Source organism: Bacteroides sp. MSB163, assembly GCF_036416795.1.
Classification (GTDB): Bacteria; Bacteroidota; Bacteroidia; order Bacteroidales; family Bacteroidaceae; genus Bacteroides; species Bacteroides maternus.
The window spans coordinates 3,618,232-3,639,252 of sequence record NZ_CP143867.1; the positions used below are offsets into that span (position 1 = coordinate 3,618,232).

A 21,021-nucleotide genomic window follows, 5' to 3' on the forward strand; every position below is an offset into this window, starting at 1 on the left:
AAAGCGGTTTATAATTAGTAATTTGTAATTGAACATAGAGCATGAAAAACTTAATCCGTATTCCTCTTACATTGGCACTTCTGTCCGCCATATGCAGCTTCTGCCCCGGGCAGGAGTTCTACCGGGGAGAACTGTTTGTCACCGGACAGCATTTCTCGCTGGCTGACGGACACCTGAACGTGGAACTTTCCGTAGACTTCGAAAGCCTGCAAATGCCTTCTGACGAATCCCTGACCGTGACTCCCGTGCTTAAAAGCGGTGAATACGAACAGGAACTTCCCTCCGTCCTCATCAACGGTGCGGAGAAACAGAAAGTGTATCAGCGTACACAGGCATTGTCCGCGGGCAAACGTAACGGCAAGGCGCGTACGTCGCCCATTCCGGTAGTTGTAATCCGTGACGACGCTGCGGTCTCCCGCGCGTTTACCTATAAGGTTTCTATCCCTTACGAGCCGTGGATGGAACAGGCCGTCCTCCTGCTTCGCTCTCAGGAATGTGCCTGCCACGGGCGGAAAGGGGATATTTACGAGGATAAGATAGCGGACGGCCTCCGCCTGCCGAAACAGAGGACCTCCCCGTGGGATGCGGATACCGACGCCGGTTTCCTTTCATTGGTGAATTTCATCCGGCCCGCACCGGACAAGGACACGCTGCACTGCATCACAGGGTCTATCCCGTACTTTGAACGGGAGGAAGACCGGGAAGATGGTAAGCAACTTGGCGAACTCTCCGAGGAAAAGCAGAATTTCGAGATTTACTACCGTCTTCGTGACGCTCTTCGTGATGTACGTCAGGAAACGGGCACGGAACTGGCTAAAGTCCGCGTAACGGGCTATGGCGCGCCCGTGGGTAACCTGAAGAAGAACGAGACCAACGCCCTGATACGTGCTCTTAAACTGAAGGAATACCTGCGTGAAAACCGTCTGTCGGGCAAAGCCCTGCTGGAAGTGGACTGGATTCCTGAAGACTGGGACTCGATTACCAGCCTGGTTCGGGGAAGCGATATGATGCTGAAAGATGCCACCCTCGACCTTATTGATAATGTGGAGATCGCCAAAGGTCGCGAACGTATGCTGATGTCTCTTGCTGATGGCAAGCCTTACAGGTATCTCTCGGAGAAGATATTCCCGGCGGTGATGCGCGTGGACTACCGGATAGAATACACGCGTAAGCCTCTGGATGCTGCCGAAAGCCTCCAGCTGCTGCGCAGTGGAAATCAGCGCGCCCTGCGCCTGAATGAGTTTTTTGCCATAGCCGGCAGTTATCCGGCAGGTTCCACCGAATACAATGACGTCCTTGACCTTGCTGCCCGACTTTTCCCGGACAGTCCGGAAGCCAACATCAATGCCGCTGCGGTTGCCTTGAGTAAAAAGGAACTGTCTAGGGCGCGCGGGTATCTGGAACGTTTCGCCACCCTTCCGATAGCTTATAACAATATGGGCATCCTCTGCCTGCTCGAAGGCAACCGTGACAAGGCGGAGATATATCTTACGATGGCCGCCGCGGCCGGTGTGGAACAGGCGGTTAAGGCGTTGGAGAAATTAAAAGCAGAGAATTAAGAGATGGGTAATACAAAATAACCATAAACGGTATAATATATGAAAACGAGTAACTACCTATGGGCGATGCTGGCAACGGCCACCCTTTCACTGTCCGCATGCGGCAGCGATGAAAACGAGAATGTAATTCAGCCGAAGGAAAAGACTGCGAAACTTGAACTGACCTTGGTGGGTACCCCTGCTGACAGCCGCGCTACGGGGACTTTGCCTACCACGGATGAATCCCAGATCAACCGCCTGACGGTGGCTGTATTCACCGGAGCATCGGGCAACCCTGTCAATGCCCTGCGGGAATTCACGGGCGATGACATCAAGGCTGCAACAGGTGGTACCGGCAAGAAGATTACGATGCTTTGCGAACCCGGCAACGGACAGACCATTTACGTGGTGGCCAATGCCTCTACAGGACTTTTTGCGGGAGTTACCAACCTTGCCGGTTTCAAAGCCAAGCTGATGCTACTTTCGGAAACCACCAAGGCTGCGGGAGCCGGTGCGGCAACGGATACGCAAAAGGCCAACAACCTCCCGATGCTGGGAAGTACCACCGGAAAGGATTTCACGGCGGGAACGGAAACCGAGGCGAACATAGCCCTGTCCCGTCTTGTGGCGAGGGTATCTATCAGCAGCGTCAAGACGGCTTTCGATCCGGTGGGACGGTTCAAGGACGCGACGTTCAAGGTGGATGCGATTTACCTGAAGAATGTCGACAGTTCCGTCAATGCGGACAAGACAGGCGGTGCCCCCATTAACGGGGGACATGAGGGTGCAGTCGTTACCCAATACCTGTACGAGGCGGTGACCGGCCATACAGCCAATGCAGAGCTTACTACCCCGTACTACTTCTACACATTTCCGAATGTTGACTCAAGTAAGCCGACTAAACTTATCATTAAAGGATTGTTTGATGCGGATGGGAGCGGTTCTACCAGTGCTCCCATAGCCCGTTATTATCCTATTACTATTAACAAGAAACAGGCGAACACCACCATTTCAGGAGGAGCGGGTACGGACAAAGGCAGTATAGCTGCTAATACCCGTTACGTGCTTACCGCTGTCATCAAGGGTGAAGGCGCCCCCGACGATAACACGGATATAGACCCCGCCACCCTGCAACTCACGGTCACTGTTGCTGATTGGGCACTCACCATCAGTCAAAATGTAACTTTCGAGTGATAATTTATACGAGACTGACATTATAAACCAATCCGTAGCAGCTATGCGAGTATCCGGAATCTCCCCTGTCTTTCTGTTCCTTCTTTTTCTCCTCTGCTGTACCTCGTGCGTGCGTGAGGATATGGAAGGTTGTGCCCGTTACGAACTGCATGTCCGCGCGGTGGATGCTGACGGGAACGATCTCACCGGAAGCGGGGCCTTGCAGAAATCGGATATCTACCTCTTTAATGAGCAGGGGTTCGTCAGGATGATTCCCTCCGATGGCTTCTCGGACTTTTATTTTGGAGAGGACAAAGGCGAACGTCTCACGCTGGTAGCCTGGGGAAATCTGAAAGAAGATACCCTGATTACTACGGAGATAGCGCCAGACACACCCTTGAAGGAGGCAAAACTTCAACTTAGGCAGCATGCTCACGGCACGCATATTCCGCTCACGGACTTGTTTTATTGCCGCAGGGAAATAGGTGAGGCGGAGACCCGGAGTGTGGAAGGAACGGATATTACGGTTGTAATGGAACGTATGGTGGCGGGTCTCAGCATACGCACGCGTTATCTTTCCGAACGTTATCCTTACAAGGGTGAAGCGTACCGCTTCATAGTGCACTGCACCAGTACGGAAATGGATTTCACGGGTGAGGCTGCCGGGAGCGGGGCCGGATATGAACCGGCTTCCGTTACCGACGCTAAAGGGGATGTCTATGCGCCGCCTTTCCATATCTTCCCTACCGGAGAGGGGAGGCCGTTGGAAATTGACATCTGCCGGAAAGGGGAGAAATTGTTGACTATCACCGAAGACAATGAATTCCGCCCTTTGTATGCTCCTGTGGGCAAACAGACCAATATAGATATTGACTTCCGCTATGCGGAGGTTCAGGTCGTTGCGAGTGTGGTTCCCTGGGGTACGGTCAGTCAGGATGTGGAAATGTAAGCAAGAATACAATGATCAGGTTATTTGAATACAGAGTATACCGTAGGCAGGAAGAGCCTGTTCCATTCTGCTGGAAAGTGCTTTTCGTGCTGTTCATGCTGGGCACGCTACTGGCGATGGCGGCCGTGTGCAGTTCCTGCCAACCGGAAGAGGATATGGAGGCTATAGGTGTGGAGGAAGACCAGCCTGCTACCATCCGGCTGGAAGTGCAGGGTGAGGAACTGGTGAATATCGCTACCCGTGATATTAATGAGAGTGTGGTCAGTAATCTTCATATTCTGGTGTATAACAGTTCGGGAGAACTGATCGGTCAGAAATATCAGACGGGTAGTTCTACGGTTACCATGAATACCCGTAGTGCTACCGGATGTACCATCTATGCCGTTGCTAATACGGGTAAGGCTGACTTGTTCAAGGGATATGCCATACATAAGGAGTCATATCTGAAAAGTATGGTATATAGTCTTACCAATTGGGACGACCTGGGTAAAGGTACTAATTTGCTAATGACCGGAAGCATGAAGAGTGTGAATATCAGGGCGGGAGCGCAGACTTTATCAACACGACTGGTATTGACCCGCATGGTTGCACGAGTTGAGTTGAAAATCAAGGTGAAAGAAAGCAGTGGGATTACCATTACGGATTATTCCGTAAAGAATACCCCTTCACTTTCCTATTATATTGCCCGCGCATCGGAAGATGCCGTTCAGACTGCTACTGCCGCACATTGGAAAGAAAGCGGTGTTATCACTACGTCCGGAGCAACTTCGGTGAACAAGACTTTTTATATGTTTGAGAACCGTAGGGGGACTAAATCCATTTCCGCCCAGAAGGATAAAACGACTGCCAATGCACCTGCCAAAGCTACTTACGTAGTCATTCATGGATTGGTGGGTGCTGTAACCGTGACGTGGACCGTGTATCTTGGCGAGAACAATACGAGTGACTTTAATATCAAACGGAATGGTAATTATAGGTATGACATTACTTTGAATGACGTTGCGGCAACAGATACAAGGGTTGTTGTCGATTTTGCGGGGACAGAAGATTTGAGTAGTGCAGGTACGGCAAATTGTTATCTTGCTAAAAAGGTAAACACATGGTATAAGTTTAAAGCTACGGTGAGAGGAAATGGAGCTGCCACCGCAGCACTGATTTCTCCAACCGGAAGTGCTTTGGCGGCTAATGCTGCAATCAGCCCTGCAAGTACAGAGCTCGTTTGGGAAACGAATGGCCATGGGAAAATCATTCAAGGAGTGATTTTAAAAGACGGATATGTCTATTTCAAAACCGGTCCGACAGCTGAAGGGAATGCGGTGATTGCAGTAAAAGACAGAAGTGGCAACGTATTGTGGAGCTGGCATATCTGGAAAACTCATTTTAATTTGGCGGAAATGCCTACACAAACGTATAAGACGAATCCAAGAATAATGAATCCTTTTCTCTATTACAATAGTTTGACTTCCCGTAATTTGATTATGATGGATCGTGATATAGGTGCGGCGGATAATACTGCTTCTAATGCAGATGCTGTTGCGAAAACATTTGGTCTTTATTATCAATTTGGTCGTAAAGATCCATTTCCTCCTCTTAAGGATAAAGCTGGGAACATAGAAATATATGACACAAACGGGACATGTATTGGTACTGACGAGATTATTGGCAATTGCGTAAAGAATAATGAAATACCATCATATAGTGTAATGACAACTATGATAAATTATACAATCAATCATCCATTGACCTTTGTTACATATACGGATGGAACTGGAAACTGGATATATGGTGCTCTATTAACAACATCGGTATGTGAGGCTTCCGATAAGTTATGGGGGAGTGACTTTAATAGTGCTACAACAACGCTACTATTTGACACTAAATTCACAGGTAAGACAATTTATGATCCCTGTCCTTTGGGTTGGTGTGTTCCCCCTCAGGATACTTGGACTAATTTCACAACTACAATCTCAGAGAGTGCCACCAGCGATTATTCTACAGAAGATGCCTCTTTTTACAACTCTCCAACAGAGGATAAGAAGAATTGGAGTGTTGTGCCTCAAAATGGTTTTAAGAGTGCTCCGGTTTTCGGCCGCCGTTTTTATATATCCGGAACTTCAGGAGCATTAGCTTTCTATCCGGCTGCTGGCTATCGATATGGTTTGGATGGAAAACTATACAATGTTGGTTATTTCTGTTCAGCATGGTCATCAGCTCCTACACGAGCTAATTCATTGCCTCACAGCACTTTTTTTCTATCAAATAATGAAGCTGTATTGCCTGTTAACTTTGTTGGCAGGGCGAGCGCATTTCCTGTGCGTTGTGTCAAAAAAACATCTTTATAAGTAAATACGTTCAAGCGGATGACTATAAAGATGTGGATAGGAATGTGGCTTTTGTATACTTTAATAAACATAGCCTTATTATAGATAAGTAATTATCTAATTCAAAAGGACTATGCATCACGCACTGTCCTTTTCTTATTAGAACTTTAAACACCCGAATATCTTACCAATTTGGTTTTCGTCATTACCTGTCTAGCCATGCTCCTACCTTCTCTTTAAAGAAGAAAGTATAGAGGAATGCTCCTATCCAGCTTGTAAGGACTACCAGCAGGATTGCCATAAGTTTTTTTTCTTTCGGTATTCTCAGGCAACCTATTTCCCAGGCGCATCTTATAGTCAGAACTATTCCAACGACCCAAATAGCAAGAATATTCATACCTGTATAAATTAAATGAGAGATAGTAAATCGAGATATAAAGGTTTATATGACAGTCTTAATCAAGCTGCTTTTTTACTTCATCTTTAGCTTTATTATAATCCTTTTTTACTTCTTTTTTTACCTTTTCCGTACCTTGTTGCACGTCTTTCTTGGTTTCTTTCCAGGCATCTTTGACTTTGTCGGCACCATCCTCTATTTTGTTAGAGGCCTTGTCTAATGCGTCATTTACGTTTTCTTTTGCATTTTCAATCTGCTGTTCTGTCCGGTTCTGTTCTTTTTTGTCCCGACAGGATGGCGCGGACAGTGCAAATAAAATTGTTAGTGTGATAAACATTATCTTTTTCATATAGTTCTCTATTTTTGCTTGTTATACAATATGCTTTAGGATTTCCGGTGGAGAAACCAGTTCTCCACCGGGATGAAGATTTAGACTTCATACTGTCGGAAGATCAAGTTATTTCTTCTCCGATTTTTTGTTTGAAGCAGCAGGCTTACTTTCTTTAGCTTTGCTTTGGGTACACTTTTTGCTACCCTTTGCTTCCATCTGTTTTTTTTCGTTCTTTGTTGTCATAAAATTTAGTTTTTAAGTTAAACAATAGTAGAACCGGAAGTCTTATTTGTTTCCGTTCTTAGCATTTCCATATTCACACCAACGCATTTCTCCTTTAGGGATATGGGAGAGTATCTCGCTGCTCCGTTCCTTGGCTAGTTTTTCATCTGTTTGGCGTACTTCCTTTTCCGTACGTTTGGTGCCTTCAGGTTTACGTTGGAGTAATCCGTCGGTACTTCTGACTTCCTCCAGTGGATTCTCAATATATTGCCATTCTTCTTTGAGCCTCGTACTTTTGCCTTCGTTCCATGGTCCGCGGGTTTCCTTTCCTTTGGAATCATTAAAATAAAGGTTGCTGTATCGGGGGGATGTTTGGAATACTCCCGGAGGAAAGTTAGGCTGAATAGTTTCCAGAGCGGCCTCAAACTGTTGAAAATGGGTCACTTCGCGAGTCATAAGGAACGTGAGCGTTTCTTTTACAAGTGGGTCATCCGTAAGTGGGATAAGGTTTTCGTAACCTATTTTGGCACGTGCTTCACCCGCCATGTTGGAACGCAGGTCCACTGTCAGGTCAGCATTGGCCGATACATAGGTGGCACACCATGGGTTCCCGTTGCTATCGGTCAGTACGGGACTGCCGGGAGCTGTTACCAGAAAGGCAGGATTGGTGAAGGCTTGGTGGATAAGATCCTCTTTGCCTGCTTTTCCTTCCATCATGGTACGCAGAGGAGTATCTTCCAACACATCCTTCATTTCTCCGTTTACTGGTCCGAGGAGCATCTGGATGGTTGCACCTACGATTTCAAGATGACCGAACTCCTCAGTGGCAATATCCATGAGCATGTCATATTTGTCAGGGTAGGGGTTATGGCAACTGAATGCCTGTACAAAATACTGTAGAGCGGATTTCAACTCACCGTTGGCCCCTCCGAATGCCTCAAGCATCACACGAGCAAAACGAGGATCCGGCTGTGATACACGGGCATTGAACTGAAGATCTTTTACATGGTAAAACATAACAGATTCATTTTTAAGTTAATAATTCAGGTTAATTTTAGATGTACATCTGTATATTAAAGATAGGAATATCCTTGCCGGGCCGTATATACAGACCGGAAGAGGTTTGTCCAATCAAGTCAAGAGGGTAAAGTTGTCGGTAGAGATATAAATGAGAAAGGATCGGAGAAAATAAATTTTATTCCTCCAGTTTGTCCAGTTCAGACATATATTTCTTTATATAATGACAATTTCCGTCGCATATCCTTTTCCGCACTCCCACGGAAAGGGAAGAGTCCATACATTTGTTTCCGAACAGACAGCTGCACCTGAGTCTATACGCTTCCAAGCTTTTATTCCTCTCATCCGTACGGCCCTCTGTATAGGCGGACAGGCATAGCGTGTACAATTCTTCATAACTCTTTTCCCGCAGGGATGCGGGAGTATATTGGCATTTATTGTTCCATTTCATATTCATTAATCATTAATTCAGGTGAAATGGATCGGGAAGCATTGAAAATACATCCCGTAATTTTAGTTGCTTGTTATAGTAGCCTATTTTTTGGCTTCTAAAGCAGCTGCATGGACTTTACTTTTCAGGGTGTCAGCCTTTTCGGCAACGTCAAAGGTCGCATCTGCAACCTTATCGGCGGTTTTGGTCCCTGCATCCAGTGCTTTGTCTCTCACGGTTTCTGCAAGGCTTTCAGCACGATCGGCAATCTTTGCCATGGCATTGTGAATTTTCTTTTTTAGCATCTTGGCTTTTGCCGTACGTGAAAAACGTTGAGCAAGTGCTCCGATAGCCGAACCTATTGCCAGCCCAATCAAAAAGTTAGATTTACTAGTTTCCATAATTAAAAAGGGTTTAGGTTAATAAAAAATTAAATATCAGTTCTTCTGGGATGACGAAAGAAGGATATGATCCACAATAATAGAACTGCACCGATAACAGAGGTGAAAAGGCTACCCAGAAGGCCTGTGGTAGTAATTCCCAACAAGCCGAATACCCAGCCACCCAATACGCCACCTACAATACCTACGAGTAGGTTAATGAGAAGTCCGAAACCGCCTCCTCTCATAATCTTGCCGGCTATGAGTCCGGCAACGATTCCAATGATAATGTACCAAATAAAATACATAATATTAAGTTTTAGTTAAAATAATACTGTTGGAACAGATGGCTTGAGGAATCATATTAGACGGAAAACCATCGGTTCCGTTTTGAAAAAAAAACATGCTGTGTAAGAAAATGGTTTGGGTGTAAAAAAGGATTTAACAACAATTTTCATTTTAATAATAGGCTGGCTGGCCATATTAGTACTGTTTATATGTTTATCCTCTGTAGTGTTTTATTGCCAGGTAACTATGTCATGCAGTCAATATTTCAAACTTGTAATAGATAAAAGTTGTGGCTTAATATTTTGATAATAAATGATATAACTCCATATGTCGTTCTTTCTGATGGCCGTTGGCTGAAGATGTATAACAACCGAAGATGCCTTGATACTATGGTATTGAATTCTCTCAGAGTTGTTTATAAGTAAACATAATCCTTCTTTCATCGTTATAATCTACACATATAAAATTTATGATATGAAAGGATTATTGTTAATTGGAATTTTTATGTTTTGCCCCGTTTCCATCTTATGGGGACAGGATAGGATAAAGCAATACGCAGGGACAGCCATGCCGTATCCTGTTGTGAAAGACTCGTTTGGCTTTTTTCAGGATAGTATGGTTCCGTTTTATATTAATCATCTGGGAAGACATGGAGCGCGTTTTCCAACTTCAGGAAAGGCTTTGAATAGAGTGAAGGAGATTTTGGAATTGGCTCAGCGAGAAAATAGGCTAACATCAGGAGGGGTAACCTTGCTTTCTACAATACAGAATCTATCGGAAACTTTTGACGGACAATGGGGGAAGTTATCAGTGGTGGGAGAGGAGGAACAACGGGGTATTGCCAGACGTATGATAGAACGCTATCCACAGTTATTCAGTGATTCTGCCAAAGTGCAGGCAATTGCGACATATGTTCCCCGTTGCATACATAGTATGGATGCATTTCTTGCTTGTATGGTGGAGTTTAATTCTTCTTTACACATACAACGCAATGAAGGGAAGCAATATAATGATATTCTTCGTTTCTTCGATTTAAACCAATCTTATGTTGATTATAAAGAAAATGGTGATTGGCGTCCTATATACGAGACTTTTATGCGACGAAAGATTTCTCCTGCTTCTGTTATGAAAAACTTCTTTCTGGAATCAGGGCAGGAAACAGATAAGGAGGCAGAGGAATTTGTCATGGCTTTATTCTCCATTGCTGCCATACTACCAGATACAGGTACTCCGATAAATTTGGATGGTCTTTTCACAATAGGTGAATGGGATAATTACTGGCAGACTCAGAATTTGCGACAATATATGAGTAAAAGTTCTTCGCCGGTTGGGCGAATGTTGCCTGTTGCAATTGCATGGCCTCTGCTATCAGAATTTATTCATTCAGCTGATGAAGTGATAAAGGGCAAGTCGGATACCAGGGCGAACTTTCGTTTTGCTCATGCAGAGACAGTTATTCCTTTTGTAGCATTAATGGGTATAGAAGGAACGGATGTTAAAGTTGTTGTTCTTGATTCTGTATCTAAATATTGGAAAGATTATGAGATTGCTCCGATGGCTGCTAATGTACAGTGGATTTTTTATCATGACAAGGCTCGAGAAATATGGGTGAAATTTCTTTTGAATGAAAAAGAAATGACACTTCCTGTTTCAACTTCCCGTTTTCCTTATTATCGATGGGAAACTGTCTGCATGTATTTAAAGAAACGGGTTGAAATGGCGAAAAAGGTACTTGAATCTTTTTCAGATGATTGTAAATAAGGTAGATATGGGTTGAGTATTGGTGTGGTATGATTGTGATAGAATTGAAAAAGTATCTGTATTATCCCGGCGGTATAGAAATCATTATATACCGTCGGGATTTTTTTTGTTACATTGGATTTATATTAGTGGGGTGATTTGAGGATAAAGTGTGCGTACTATTTTTTCTCTTTTGCCAAATCAGCCAATTCATCCTTTTCAACGTAAATCGTTCGTGTTGGGAATGCGAAATCAATGCCTGCTTTATTGAATGAGTCTAGAATCTCCATATTTACATTTGAAGTTACCATTAAAATATCTCCCTGTTTTTCTATAAAATATATGTACATGATGTTCAGTGCAGAGTCTGTGTATTCTGTAAAAACAGCTGTGGTATCTGATGGTTTGGAAGATACATTTTCTATTCTTTTAGGAATGGCTTTCAGTATATTTAAAGCTTCTTTCATTTTTTCAGATGTTGTGTTGTATGTCAATCCAAGTTTCAAGACGACTCGACGCATCGGTTCGGAAGAGATATTTATGATAGAAGCATCTGTAACTTTATAATTAGGGAAAGTGATGATACGTTTATTGTAGTCCATGATTTTTGTACTTCGAACTCCAACATCAATCACAGTACCTTCGATATTATCCACGCGAATCGTATCACCTATGTTGAAAGGCTTATCTGTCAATATAGTGAAAGCGCCGAACACATTTTTTACAGTGTCTTGGGCTGCTAAGGCAAATGCGATACCTCCAATACCCAGAGTACCTAATAATGCACCAATATTGACTCCAATATTACTTAAGGCCATTACAAGACCGATTATCCACACAATGACCAGTATTGTCCGTCTGATAATGGGCATCATTTTGTTGTTTTGTCCATCCGATTGTCGTCCCCAGTAGATTTGCAATAAACTACTGGATAATCGGGCAAATATCCATGTGATATCCAGAATAATCAGTATCTTGTAAGCATTATCTATTACTTTTACAAAACTATCCGGAGAAACAAGCCTGTGAATAGCTATCCAAATACCTAATAACATAATTGCAAACTTGACGGGTGATTCTAAAGAATAATAAATTATATCATCCAGCCGATTATTGGTACGGGTGATAAATGGATTGAGTACTTTTCTGCTGAAGAATGATATTAACTTCATCAAAACAATTGTTCCTAAAATAATAAGTATGGAAATACCCCAGTCTTCTAAAGTATTTCCCCAGATTTCTCTTTCTAACATAGCTGGAAATTTTTTAATTAAACATTTTATGGAATATCCTTGATTTTGGATTATGTAAAAACAAACGGATAAAGAAAAATTCCTATTCATAATCAAGTAAATTATGTATATGAAAAGAAATATTAAGATAATTTGCATTACTCCATTGGAGATGGTTAAAAACATTGGAGGCGTTTTTATAATGCTTAATGTGATGTTGTGTTATACTTTTTTCTTACTAAACTATAATTTACATTTATAGTGGGAACCATCTTATTATTTATTTTGTTAAGTTACTCATCAATTTTAAATTAAATAGTTATGGAAAATGGAGTAATGATGCAGTATTTTGAGTGGAATCTTCCGAATGACGGAAAGTTGTGGAAACAGTTGAGAGAGGATGCGTCGCATCTACATGAAATAGGTGTGACAGCGATCTGGATACCACCTGCATATAAAGCAGATGAACAGCAGGATGAAGGATATGCTACTTATGATTTGTATGATTTGGGTGAGTTTGAACAAAAAGGAACTGTGAGGACTAAATACGGAACGAAAGATGAATTGAAGGAGATGATTGATGAACTTCACAAAAATAAGATTGCTGTATATCTGGATGTCGTTTTGAATCATAAAGCAGGTGGTGATTTTACGGAAAAGTTTATGGTGGTGGAAGTAGATCCTGATCAAAGAAATAAAGCTTTGGGGAAACCTTATGAAATACAAGGATGGACCGGATATAGCTTTCATGGACGTAAAGATAAATATTCGGATTTTAAGTGGCATTATTATCATTTTTCCGGGACTGGATTTGATGATGCTCGAAAGCGAAGTGGTATATTTCAGATTCAAGGAGAAGGAAAAGCCTGGAGTGATGGTGTAGATGAAGAGAATGGCAATTACGATTTTCTTTTATGTAATGATATTGACCTGGATCACCCTGAGGTTGTCGCCGAACTGGATCGTTGGGGCAAATGGGTTTCAAATGAACTTGATCTTGATGGAATGCGTTTGGATGCAATTAAGCATATGAAAGATCAGTTCGTTGCACAGTTTCTGGATACGGTAAGAAGTGAGAGAGGTGATGACTTCTATGCTGTGGGAGAATATTGGAACGGTGACTTGGAAACATTGGATAATTATCTGGAAGCAGTAGGGCATAAAGTTAACTTGTTTGATGTTCCGTTACATTATAATATGTTTCAGGCATCACAAGAAGGAAAAGATTATGATTTGCGGAATATTCTGAAGAATACTTTAGTGGAGCACCATTGTGAACTTGCTGTGACTTTTGTTGATAATCATGATTCGCAGCATGGAAGTTCTTTGGAATCACAGGTTGAAGATTGGTTCAAGCCATTGGCGTATGGTCTTATTTTTATGATGAAGGATGGTTATCCCTGTTTGTTCTATGGTGATTATTATGGGGTGAAAGGAGAGAAATCGCCACATACTAAAATTATAGATATTCTATTGAATGCAAGGAAAAAGTATGCGTATGGTGATCAAGTTGATTATTTCGACCATCCATCAACCGTAGGCTTTATTCGTACAGGAGATGGGGAACATGTTAATTCAGGCTTGGTATTTTTAATCTCGAATGATGAAGCGGGAAGTAAAACGATGTGTTTAGGGAAAGAACATGCAGGTGAAGTGTGGTGCGAAATTACCGGAAGTATTCCGGATGAAGTAACTTTGGATAAAGAAGGAAATGGAGAGTTCTCTGTGGATGCGCGTAATCTTGCTGTTTGGGTAAAAAAAGCATGAGATGACGGAACAATTCATAGGAAAGAAAAAGTTAAGCCTATCCTTATTAATCAAGATTGTAAAGGATACCGGACAAGGGTTTATTGATGATAGTGTCACTAGATTAAGCGGATCGTTAGCTTATGCGACACTATTTTCAATTATCCCCTTTCTTTCTCTTTTAGTTACTATTGGGGTAGCTTTGCATATGGATTTGGCTAATCAGTTGTATATTCAGTTGGAACCGATAGTGGGAGCGGAGGTAATTGGGGCACTTCGCTTAATTATAGAAAATGCAGAAAGAACGGACTCTTCCGCATCTGCAGCTATTGTTAGCCTGGGAATTTCTATATTTGGTGCTACTACCATTTTTGCAGAAATACAAAGTTCCTTAAATTCGATTTGGGGAATAAAGGCCGTGCCAAAGAAGAGTTGGCTGAAATATATTCAGAATCGGTTACTTTCATTCTCGATAATTTTAGTATTTGCTTTCGTGCTTCTGATAACATTTAGTATAACCAATATTATTGGAGACTTGAGCAATAAGTTTATGGCCAGCTATCCGGAAGTGGCAGGGTTTATTGTGAAAGTTGTGGGACAAGTATTAAACATAGGTGTTACAGTTATTATTTTTGTATTGATTTTTAAGGTTCTGCCTGATGCAAAAATAAAAAGTAAGGATGTTTTTATTGGAGCTGTAGTGACAACGCTATTATTGTTGGTAGGGCAATGGGGAATATCCTTTTACATCGGAATTGCGAATGTAGGAACTATCTATGGTGCAGCGGCATTCATGGTTGTTTTTATTACATGGATTTATTATTCTGCCATTATTGTCTACGCAGGTGCAGAGTTCACTAAAGCATGGGCTAATGAAATGGGAAGCAAAATTTTCCCGGATGAATATGCGGTAGCAACGAAAATGGTTGAAGTACGTGAGCCTTGACAAGTGGAGGCCCTTGTTTTGCATTCCGGTCAATAATAGTAATATTAGTACTGGGGGATATCATAAACGACTTAAAGAATATCATGTCATACAAAGTATACCCCCGTAAAAGTAATCATCTAAATAATACCATAGTTAAGAATTTCTTTTTGGGTTAAAAGGAAAAGAGCCCAATGTAATATCGGACTCTTTCTTAAATAAGTAAACAATTTACTGTCAAACTTTTCGGGGTAGTTCATTAGAATCTGTACCCATATCCCAGCATGATAGCTACATTGTCATCCTTGGCAAACATAAACCTAGCCTCGGCATTCAGATAACTACGTTCGGAGATAGGTAGTGTAATACCCCCTCCCAGATTAAAGGCGAATTTGGTGGAGTTGCTTCGGTCTATTTCTATTTCTTTACCGTCTACTTCCATACTCTTTTTCCCATAGAAATTATTTTGCATGCCGATGCCTGCAAGAGGGTATACGGAAAATCCCTGACCGTCTTTCTTGAAATTGAATACATAATGGAAATTCACGCTCACATCCAATCCGGTAATCTTGTCTTTAGGAAAATAGAAAGTTACATCCGGAGCAATCCGGAGATTATTCGCTATCGCGTAACGTCCTTGTACTCCCAAACCGAACCTCTCATAGTTCGTTTGATAACCGATGTTGCCCATCAAAGAGCCTTCACCTTTAACTGTTTGGGCATTTATGCCCACAGATGCCAATGCAATCATGGCCAGCAAGAATAATTTTTTCATAATTAAGGCATTTAGTTAATAAAATATTTATTTAAAAGAAGAATGATCTCCTTTTAATGGAAATAACAAACGTTTGCTTACATTTGTTTGCTATATATTGTTACATATACAAAGATTTTTGATGTTAAGATACGAGCGCTTTTCTCAATTTTTTATAAAGCAAAAAATGATGTTAATTCCGTTTTTATGCCTCGAACCATTTTTTTTAATGCTGTGTTTTTAGTATATGGCAGGGATTAAAGTTGGTTACATTTGAATTGCCAGTTTGTAGAGAAAGGAGCAAGTGGTATATTACATTGTCGTAACTGACTGAACCTGCATTGTTACGAAAGGATAAAATATCAGGATTGTTTCATTATTAAAATCTACAGCCATGAAAAGTCTAAGTTTTGATTTGCGGATCAGGCTAATAGCCAGTTCTGTCATCGGGGCAATCGTTTATTTCTTTTCAAGTTCCCGCAGGTAGGTAAAGTGATAATAAAATAAAGGATCGCAGGATATGCCTTTATATTGGAAATAAGCGGATGATATATCTATCTATATATTTACATGTAAATTTCAGAACTGAGTGTGTTACTTTAAAAAATAGTTTATGTATTTTTTATGGTACATTATTATCGGGACTTATAACAGAAAGAAAATTGAACTTTAATTATTTTAATCGTTTAAAACCAACTTAATTATGGAAAATAGAAATTCTAGTTTATGGATCGGCCTGGGAATAGGTACGGTCATCGGTACTCTGGCTTATCGTTTCTCACGTACTTCAAAAGCCAAGAAATTGAAGGAAAAAGTATTTAACGCTTTTCATAAGATAACCGGTCAGACGGAAGACCTGTTAGATGAAGCTAAGGAAAAAGTGGCGGATACCGGAAAAGTTGTAGTGGATAAGGCAGTCGATAAAGTTCAAGATGGCGCTGATGCTGTAAAGGACGCATTGAAAGGTGCGAAGAAAGATGTCAAACAAGGAGCTGAAAAGGCCAAGACAGAAATAAAGGAAGGGTATGAAGATGTAAAAAAAAGAAGCAAGTGAAAACTTAATTGATTTTTTTATATATCATTCTGTTAGTAGTAATATCTTATATAAAGAAGAATTATGATTGGATTTGTAATATGGATTATAGGATTGGTCTTAACTATCAAAGCTGCTCTAGAGATATGGCGTATTCATGCGCCGGCGGAAAGAAGGTTAATAGCCATTATCCTGGTAGTTTTGACCAGTTGGGTAGGATTGTTGTTCTATTACTTTTATGGTAAGCCTCGTATGGCACAGTGGCTGGGGACCGGTCTTGAAAGGTATTGATGGTCACATAGCTGTTTATGCTGAATAGATAGGAATATCCCAAAATAAAAATGTGTTGGTTGATAGAAGTGACCGATTTATTTTTGTTTTGGGATGTTTGTATAGGAGTATACAAAGGTAATGTCAAAAGTATATGAGACTTGTCATTATGATAATATTTTAGGCACGGATTACGCGGGGTAAATTAAAACCGTGAAATCCGTACCTAAAAGAATGCACAGAGAGAGAGGTCTTTTCTTCTTGTCTGTCTTACCAATATTTTTCGATTCTATCATAGCCGAAAACGTGACTACGTTCATCTTTAATATCTTGCAGCTTATGACAAATTATTTGCGCTCCGATCATGCTGAAAGTGATTCCGTTTCCGCCATATCCCAGATCGAAAAATATTCGTTCCTTGCCGGGCCAATTGCCGATGAAAGGTAGCCCGTCTTTGGTGCTACTGAAGGTACCGCACCATGCCATTTCTGTTTTGAAAGGGATATCGGGGAATAGTTTTCTGATTTTTCTCTCCAAGATACGGATTTTCTTTCTGAGTAGTGAGTCACGGTGTTCTGGATCGCTGAACTTTTCATCCTCACCACCTACAATAATACGGTTTCCGTCGGTGGTACGGATATAAAGATATGGATCGGCTGTTTCCCAGATCAGGCAATGTTCCGGCCAGAGATATTCGGGGGCTACCGGATGTGATATGAGTGCATAAGTAGAAGTCAAATCCATAATTTTTTTGGGAAGGAATTGTCCGGCCTCAAATCCGGTGGCTACGATTACATATCCGCACTTAATTTTATTTCCTTTGTCTGTTATCATGATACAGCCATCAGATGTTTCAGTGCACTTCTTTATGTTGGTATGGGTAAAGACCTTCAGACCGTTCTCCTTCATATGATAGGTGAGCAGTCCGGTTGCAGCTCTGTAGGCATCCATCTGTGCGGATGTTTCATTCACCAGGGCATTGCCGGGCACTTTCACCTTATATCGTTTTCTGATTTCTTGTTTCTTGAGCAGATTGACCGGCAATTCATGCTTTTGCCGTATTTCGTATTCTTGTTCCAGAAGTTTGTTGTCTGCCGAGCAGCTGGCATAAAAGACGCTGGACAATTGCTCAAATCCGGCATCGACATCTGTTTCCTTTAGTACTTTCTTTATATCAGAAATGGATTGCAGGCATGCATGATAGGCGGTTGCTGCATTTTCTTCGCTGATGATTTTTGCCATCCGGCAGAGGGGTACGTCTATTTCATATTGTAGTAAAGCGGTACTTGCAGCAGAGCTTCCGGTTGCGATGCTGCGTTTGTCAATCACGCAACATTCTATTCCGGCACGACACAATTCGTGTGCCATCAAAGCGCCTGTTATACCCGAACCTACGATGACGATATCTGTTGACAGATCATCCTCCAAAGGGTGGAAATAGTCCAATAGGGAATTTCTGACGATCCAATAGGGTAAACCTGAATGTAAGTCCATAATATATTTTGTTAATTCCCCCTTACTTTCTTCCTGTTGAGAAACAGGAAGAAAGTAAGGGGGGAGTGAGAAATGGGAAAGCCGTTTTATTGAAATTTGCTTTCCGTTTACGGTAGTAGATTATTTGCCTTCTTCGATAGTACAAATGCTGACACGGTTCCAGTCCGGTTCGGAGAACATATCACCGATTCCTTGTCCTTCGGCGGTAATGCGGGTGTCGTTAATCTTGTATTTTTTTACAAGTATGGACTTCACAGCTTGAGCACGTGCTTTTGCCAGTTTCTCATTGAAAGCGAGGTTACCTTCGGGAGAGGCATATCCTTTGATGACGACTTTAGCTTCGGGATGTTTTTTCATGTAAATGGCTACACGTTCCACATTAGGCAGTTGGGAAGCATCAACCACGGACTTTCCTTGTCTGAAGGTGATGATGGATTCTGGAATGCGGTTGGTTTTTACCACGGTTTCTATGTTGGCAGCTTGGGTTCTGCAATCTGCCAGCTCCTTTTGTAAGTTGTTGGCCTGTTGTACGGCATTGCTCAGTTGCATGTCCTTGTCGCTCAGTTGTGATCGCAGACGGTTGACTGCATCATTTAGCTCGCCTACTTCTACTGGGTCGTAAGGCTTCACTGTTGTGAAATGATGTGAGCCGTTGCTACACATGAAATGGTAGGTCAGTCCGGCAGTCAGTTCAAAAGTGGCATTGTTGGCGTTGAAACGGCTTTTAGTTTTGCTGAAGTCTCCTTGCATATCATATACGATAGCTGGTTTGATACCGAGTGTCCATGCTTTTTCCTCACCTAGGTTGAAGTTCAAGTTTAGACCAAGGCGTGTAGACCAGGAATTTGTATCACCGGGGCCATTCTGATAGTAATGTAGCCAGCCGATACCTGTCAGAGTCTCGATTTCAAAAATGCGTGGTTCGCCCATATAACCTCCCAAGAGATTCATCAGGTTGACTTTACCGAGTAAGCTCACTTCGGAAGCATCAAATGCAGTTTTGCTGGCTGAGGTATTTACATATCCCATACCTTGAATACCTAGACCGAATATAGGAGTAAGTTGTTTTCCGATTCCGAATCCGAAGGCCGGTCGGGCATTTTTTAAGAAGGAGCTGTGAGTCAAAGGGGTTACAGCACCAGCTTTCAGTTCAATAGACCAGTTATCACCAGGGCGTGTGCCTTCAAGGGCCGTACGGTCATTTTGCGCATGCATGGTAAGAATACTCATGCTTAGTGCTAAAACAAAGATAGATTTTTTCATAATTAAATAAATTAATAGTAATACAATAAATATGTCACACACGTTGTATTGTCTGTTGTGTAGTTATGACTATGTATAATCTAATGAATTGCTTTGTCATAACCTTTGTTTAAAAAACAGCCCGTTAAAAAGGATGGTTCGAAAAACAGAAATGGATTTAACATCTATTTAAGAAGTCGGAGGGTGCCAGAAACCTGTATTAGCTGTGAAAGTACATCATAGATATATAAGGTGCAAATTCTTGGATTTATATATAACGGCATCAAATATAACTTTATATATACATGAGTTTTTTAACACAAATGTCTGTTGAAATGACAAATATTCATCAAACAAATATTCTTTTGATGCTGTTTTTTTTATAGAGATACAAATCATAGTATTAATTAAAAACCTGACAATTATGAAAAAATTAAGTTTAGCAGAGCTTAAGGGCAGAGTGTCCTGGGGCAGTGTTTTTGGCGGTGTCATGACTGTATTGGCAATATCCGTGTTGTTGTCTATTCTAAATTCAAGTATCGGATTGTTTATGTTTGATCCTTTGTCTGGACATCCGGCTTCAGGCATAGGTACTGCTGTAGGGATTGGTTCCGCCGTCATTCTGATTACTGGCATGGCTGCAGGTGGTTTTGTTGCTGGAAAACTGGCCGGTATGGACGGAATGATACATGGATTTTTAGTTTGGGCTACCACACTGATTGTTGCCGTCGTATTAGGTGTTTTTTTGGCTGCTGGTGCGGTAAAAATGACGGCAAATGCGCTTGGGGCTGTTTCGTCAGTTACGGGCGGTGTCTTGTCCGGAGCAGGTTACGCTGTCGGAAGTGGTATTTCTGCATTGTCTGAAGAAGCGGAAGAAGTATTTGGAAAGATTGATTTCAATGCGACTCTGAAAGAAGAAAACATACCACAGAATATACGTGCCGCACTTGTCAGGAGCGATGTGAAAGAATTACACCCGGACTATCTCAAAAAGCAATTGGAGGAGGTAAAAGATGACTTAAGCAAGTCCGTCAAGACAATTGTTGCTTCTCCTCAGGATACGGACGAGGCGGTTAATGATTTTTTGGAACGTTTGAAACAACGTGCGGAAAATCTTAGCCAAAATATAGACCGGAATGATTTGGCTAAGGCTATAGCTAACAATACTAATATGTCTAAGGCGGAAGCGGATAAGACAGTCGAACAGTATATGAATCTGATAGATAATGCACGTATAGAAGCAGGAAAACAGATGGACAACTTGGAAGCAAGTTTGCAGAAAGCCGTACAAGAATGGAAAGAGATCAAACACAAAGCGCTGGTGGCTGCTGATAAAGCAACGGACGCAGCCGCGCGGTCTGCCCTGATTTCATTCTTCGCTATTTTGTTCGGGGCTGTATTGTGTTGCGCCACTGGTGCTTATGGTAGCAGAAAAACACAGGAAAGAGTCGATATCTGATAATTGGAAAGAATTAGGTAGAATATCTCTTATAGTCTTATCTGAATTATCCCTATGTGTCTTGGCTAGACTACTCCTTA

General features: G+C 41.8%; 20 protein-coding genes. 10 read left to right on the top strand and 10 right to left on the bottom strand.

Translation table 11 applies throughout. The features are described from left to right. Positions 1 to 41 precede the first annotated feature (41 nt). The 4 genes from VYM24_RS13395 (at position 42) to VYM24_RS13410 (ending at position 6,002) form a co-directional block, all read left to right on the top strand. On the top strand, positions 42 to 1,559 hold the full coding sequence (locus VYM24_RS13395; protein ID WP_289123844.1) for a DUF3868 domain-containing protein: 1,518 nt from the start codon (positions 42 to 44) through the stop codon (positions 1,557 to 1,559). A gap of 39 nt (positions 1,560 to 1,598) precedes the next feature. Then, positions 1,599 to 2,732, top strand: a complete 1,134-nt coding sequence (locus VYM24_RS13400) for a fimbrial protein (protein WP_330940241.1) — start codon at positions 1,599 to 1,601, stop codon at positions 2,730 to 2,732. A gap of 121 nt (positions 2,733 to 2,853) precedes the next feature. Further along, positions 2,854 to 3,660, top strand: a complete 807-nt coding sequence (locus tag VYM24_RS13405; RefSeq protein ID WP_195209899.1) for a FimB/Mfa2 family fimbrial subunit — start codon at positions 2,854 to 2,856, stop codon at positions 3,658 to 3,660. Positions 3,661 to 3,671: 11 nt separating this feature from the next. After that, entirely contained in the window at positions 3,672 to 6,002 is a 2,331-nt protein-coding gene (locus tag VYM24_RS13410; RefSeq protein ID WP_195209853.1) for a DUF4906 domain-containing protein, read from the top strand. 184 nt (positions 6,003 to 6,186) lie between these two features. On the opposite strand, the gene VYM24_RS13415 is transcribed toward VYM24_RS13410, so the two are convergent. The 6 genes from VYM24_RS13415 to VYM24_RS13440 all read right to left on the bottom strand — a co-directional run bounded on the left by VYM24_RS13415 (position 6,187) and on the right by VYM24_RS13440 (position 9,066). Next, positions 6,187 to 6,378, bottom strand: a complete 192-nt coding sequence (locus VYM24_RS13415; protein ID WP_016278380.1) for a hypothetical protein — start codon at positions 6,376 to 6,378, stop codon at positions 6,187 to 6,189. Positions 6,379 to 6,436: 58 nt separating this feature from the next. Further along, positions 6,437 to 6,727, bottom strand: a complete 291-nt coding sequence (locus VYM24_RS13420) for a YtxH domain-containing protein (RefSeq protein WP_195210053.1) — start codon at positions 6,725 to 6,727, stop codon at positions 6,437 to 6,439. Positions 6,728 to 6,994: 267 nt separating this feature from the next. Continuing rightward, positions 6,995 to 7,948, bottom strand: a complete 954-nt coding sequence (locus VYM24_RS13425; RefSeq protein WP_044534897.1) for a manganese catalase family protein — start codon at positions 7,946 to 7,948, stop codon at positions 6,995 to 6,997. A gap of 178 nt (positions 7,949 to 8,126) precedes the next feature. Further along, positions 8,127 to 8,399: a hypothetical protein gene (locus tag VYM24_RS13430; RefSeq protein ID WP_016272768.1), complete on the bottom strand. Its 273-nt coding sequence runs from the start codon at positions 8,397 to 8,399 to the stop codon at positions 8,127 to 8,129. Between the two features lie 83 nt (positions 8,400 to 8,482). Beyond that, positions 8,483 to 8,779, bottom strand: coding sequence for a YtxH domain-containing protein (locus VYM24_RS13435; protein ID WP_120129981.1), 297 nt, complete (start codon positions 8,777 to 8,779; stop codon positions 8,483 to 8,485). Positions 8,780 to 8,808: 29 nt separating this feature from the next. After that, a complete protein-coding gene (locus VYM24_RS13440; RefSeq protein WP_016278377.1) occupies positions 8,809 to 9,066 on the bottom strand; it encodes a GlsB/YeaQ/YmgE family stress response membrane protein in 258 nt (85 codons plus the stop codon). A gap of 454 nt (positions 9,067 to 9,520) precedes the next feature. On the opposite strand from VYM24_RS13440, the gene VYM24_RS13445 reads away from it, so the two are divergent. Further along, on the top strand, positions 9,521 to 10,807 hold the full coding sequence (locus VYM24_RS13445) for a histidine-type phosphatase (RefSeq protein ID WP_306562424.1): 1,287 nt from the start codon (positions 9,521 to 9,523) through the stop codon (positions 10,805 to 10,807). 158 nt (positions 10,808 to 10,965) lie between these two features. Here the strand turns inward: VYM24_RS13445 and VYM24_RS13450 are convergent, their stop codons facing one another. Next, positions 10,966 to 12,039, bottom strand: a complete 1,074-nt coding sequence (locus VYM24_RS13450) for a mechanosensitive ion channel family protein (protein WP_016272765.1) — start codon at positions 12,037 to 12,039, stop codon at positions 10,966 to 10,968. A gap of 300 nt (positions 12,040 to 12,339) precedes the next feature. On the opposite strand from VYM24_RS13450, the gene VYM24_RS13455 reads away from it, so the two are divergent. Both VYM24_RS13455 and VYM24_RS13460 read left to right on the top strand, forming a co-directional pair. Next, the gene (locus VYM24_RS13455; protein WP_138292036.1) at positions 12,340 to 13,785 is read left to right on the top strand and encodes an alpha-amylase; all 1,446 of its coding nucleotides are present in this window, start codon (positions 12,340 to 12,342) and stop codon (positions 13,783 to 13,785) included. Position 13,786: 1 nt separating this feature from the next. Further along, positions 13,787 to 14,710: a YihY/virulence factor BrkB family protein gene (locus VYM24_RS13460; RefSeq protein ID WP_118216013.1), complete on the top strand. Its 924-nt coding sequence runs from the start codon at positions 13,787 to 13,789 to the stop codon at positions 14,708 to 14,710. A gap of 238 nt (positions 14,711 to 14,948) precedes the next feature. Here the strand turns inward: VYM24_RS13460 and VYM24_RS13465 are convergent, their stop codons facing one another. Continuing rightward, a complete protein-coding gene (locus tag VYM24_RS13465) occupies positions 14,949 to 15,464 on the bottom strand; it encodes an outer membrane protein (protein WP_007665883.1) in 516 nt (171 codons plus the stop codon). A gap of 682 nt (positions 15,465 to 16,146) precedes the next feature. On the opposite strand from VYM24_RS13465, the gene VYM24_RS13470 reads away from it, so the two are divergent. Together VYM24_RS13470 and VYM24_RS13475 are read left to right on the top strand one after the other, a co-directional pair. Then, positions 16,147 to 16,497 (top strand): YtxH domain-containing protein, encoded by a 351-nt coding sequence (locus tag VYM24_RS13470; protein ID WP_007665880.1) that lies wholly within the window; start codon positions 16,147 to 16,149, stop codon positions 16,495 to 16,497. 63 nt (positions 16,498 to 16,560) lie between these two features. Further along, entirely contained in the window at positions 16,561 to 16,767 is a 207-nt protein-coding gene (locus VYM24_RS13475) for a hypothetical protein (RefSeq protein WP_007665878.1), read from the top strand. A 249-nt stretch (positions 16,768 to 17,016) separates the two neighbouring features. Here the strand turns inward: VYM24_RS13475 and VYM24_RS13480 are convergent, their stop codons facing one another. Further along, on the bottom strand, positions 17,017 to 18,240 hold the full coding sequence (locus tag VYM24_RS13480) for an NAD(P)/FAD-dependent oxidoreductase (protein WP_016278369.1): 1,224 nt from the start codon (positions 18,238 to 18,240) through the stop codon (positions 17,017 to 17,019). 120 nt (positions 18,241 to 18,360) lie between these two features. Then, positions 18,361 to 19,503, bottom strand: a complete 1,143-nt coding sequence (locus VYM24_RS13485; protein ID WP_330940242.1) for an OmpA family protein — start codon at positions 19,501 to 19,503, stop codon at positions 18,361 to 18,363. Positions 19,504 to 19,906: 403 nt separating this feature from the next. Here VYM24_RS13485 and VYM24_RS13490 point away from each other — a divergent pair, with 403 nt between their 5' ends. Then, positions 19,907 to 20,941: a hypothetical protein gene (locus VYM24_RS13490; RefSeq protein ID WP_330940243.1), complete on the top strand. Its 1,035-nt coding sequence runs from the start codon at positions 19,907 to 19,909 to the stop codon at positions 20,939 to 20,941. Positions 20,942 to 21,021 lie beyond the last annotated feature (80 nt).

What these genes read in the sequence shown, in the direction of transcription:
- VYM24_RS13395 (WP_289123844.1), top strand. Translation starts at nt 42, where the DNA reads ATGAAAAACTTAATCCGTATTCCTCTTACATTGGCACTTCTGTCCGCC.
- VYM24_RS13400 (WP_330940241.1), top strand. Translation starts at nt 1,599, where the DNA reads ATGAAAACGAGTAACTACCTATGGGCGATGCTGGCAACGGCCACCCTT.
- VYM24_RS13405 (WP_195209899.1), top strand. Translation starts at nt 2,854, where the DNA reads ATGGAAGGTTGTGCCCGTTACGAACTGCATGTCCGCGCGGTGGATGCT.
- VYM24_RS13410 (WP_195209853.1), top strand. Translation starts at nt 3,672, where the DNA reads ATGATCAGGTTATTTGAATACAGAGTATACCGTAGGCAGGAAGAGCCT.
- VYM24_RS13415 (WP_016278380.1), bottom strand. Translation starts at nt 6,378, where the DNA reads ATGAATATTCTTGCTATTTGGGTCGTTGGAATAGTTCTGACTATAAGA.
- VYM24_RS13420 (WP_195210053.1), bottom strand. Translation starts at nt 6,727, where the DNA reads ATGAAAAAGATAATGTTTATCACACTAACAATTTTATTTGCACTGTCC.
- VYM24_RS13425 (WP_044534897.1), bottom strand. Translation starts at nt 7,948, where the DNA reads ATGTTTTACCATGTAAAAGATCTTCAGTTCAATGCCCGTGTATCACAG.
- VYM24_RS13430 (WP_016272768.1), bottom strand. Translation starts at nt 8,399, where the DNA reads ATGAAATGGAACAATAAATGCCAATATACTCCCGCATCCCTGCGGGAA.
- VYM24_RS13435 (WP_120129981.1), bottom strand. Translation starts at nt 8,779, where the DNA reads ATGGAAACTAGTAAATCTAACTTTTTGATTGGGCTGGCAATAGGTTCG.
- VYM24_RS13440 (WP_016278377.1), bottom strand. Translation starts at nt 9,066, where the DNA reads ATGTATTTTATTTGGTACATTATCATTGGAATCGTTGCCGGACTCATA.
- VYM24_RS13445 (WP_306562424.1), top strand. Translation starts at nt 9,521, where the DNA reads ATGAAAGGATTATTGTTAATTGGAATTTTTATGTTTTGCCCCGTTTCC.
- VYM24_RS13450 (WP_016272765.1), bottom strand. Translation starts at nt 12,039, where the DNA reads ATGTTAGAAAGAGAAATCTGGGGAAATACTTTAGAAGACTGGGGTATT.
- VYM24_RS13455 (WP_138292036.1), top strand. Translation starts at nt 12,340, where the DNA reads ATGGAAAATGGAGTAATGATGCAGTATTTTGAGTGGAATCTTCCGAAT.
- VYM24_RS13460 (WP_118216013.1), top strand. Translation starts at nt 13,787, where the DNA reads ATGACGGAACAATTCATAGGAAAGAAAAAGTTAAGCCTATCCTTATTA.
- VYM24_RS13465 (WP_007665883.1), bottom strand. Translation starts at nt 15,464, where the DNA reads ATGAAAAAATTATTCTTGCTGGCCATGATTGCATTGGCATCTGTGGGC.
- VYM24_RS13470 (WP_007665880.1), top strand. Translation starts at nt 16,147, where the DNA reads ATGGAAAATAGAAATTCTAGTTTATGGATCGGCCTGGGAATAGGTACG.
- VYM24_RS13475 (WP_007665878.1), top strand. Translation starts at nt 16,561, where the DNA reads ATGATTGGATTTGTAATATGGATTATAGGATTGGTCTTAACTATCAAA.
- VYM24_RS13480 (WP_016278369.1), bottom strand. Translation starts at nt 18,240, where the DNA reads ATGGACTTACATTCAGGTTTACCCTATTGGATCGTCAGAAATTCCCTA.
- VYM24_RS13485 (WP_330940242.1), bottom strand. Translation starts at nt 19,503, where the DNA reads ATGAAAAAATCTATCTTTGTTTTAGCACTAAGCATGAGTATTCTTACC.
- VYM24_RS13490 (WP_330940243.1), top strand. Translation starts at nt 19,907, where the DNA reads ATGAAAAAATTAAGTTTAGCAGAGCTTAAGGGCAGAGTGTCCTGGGGC.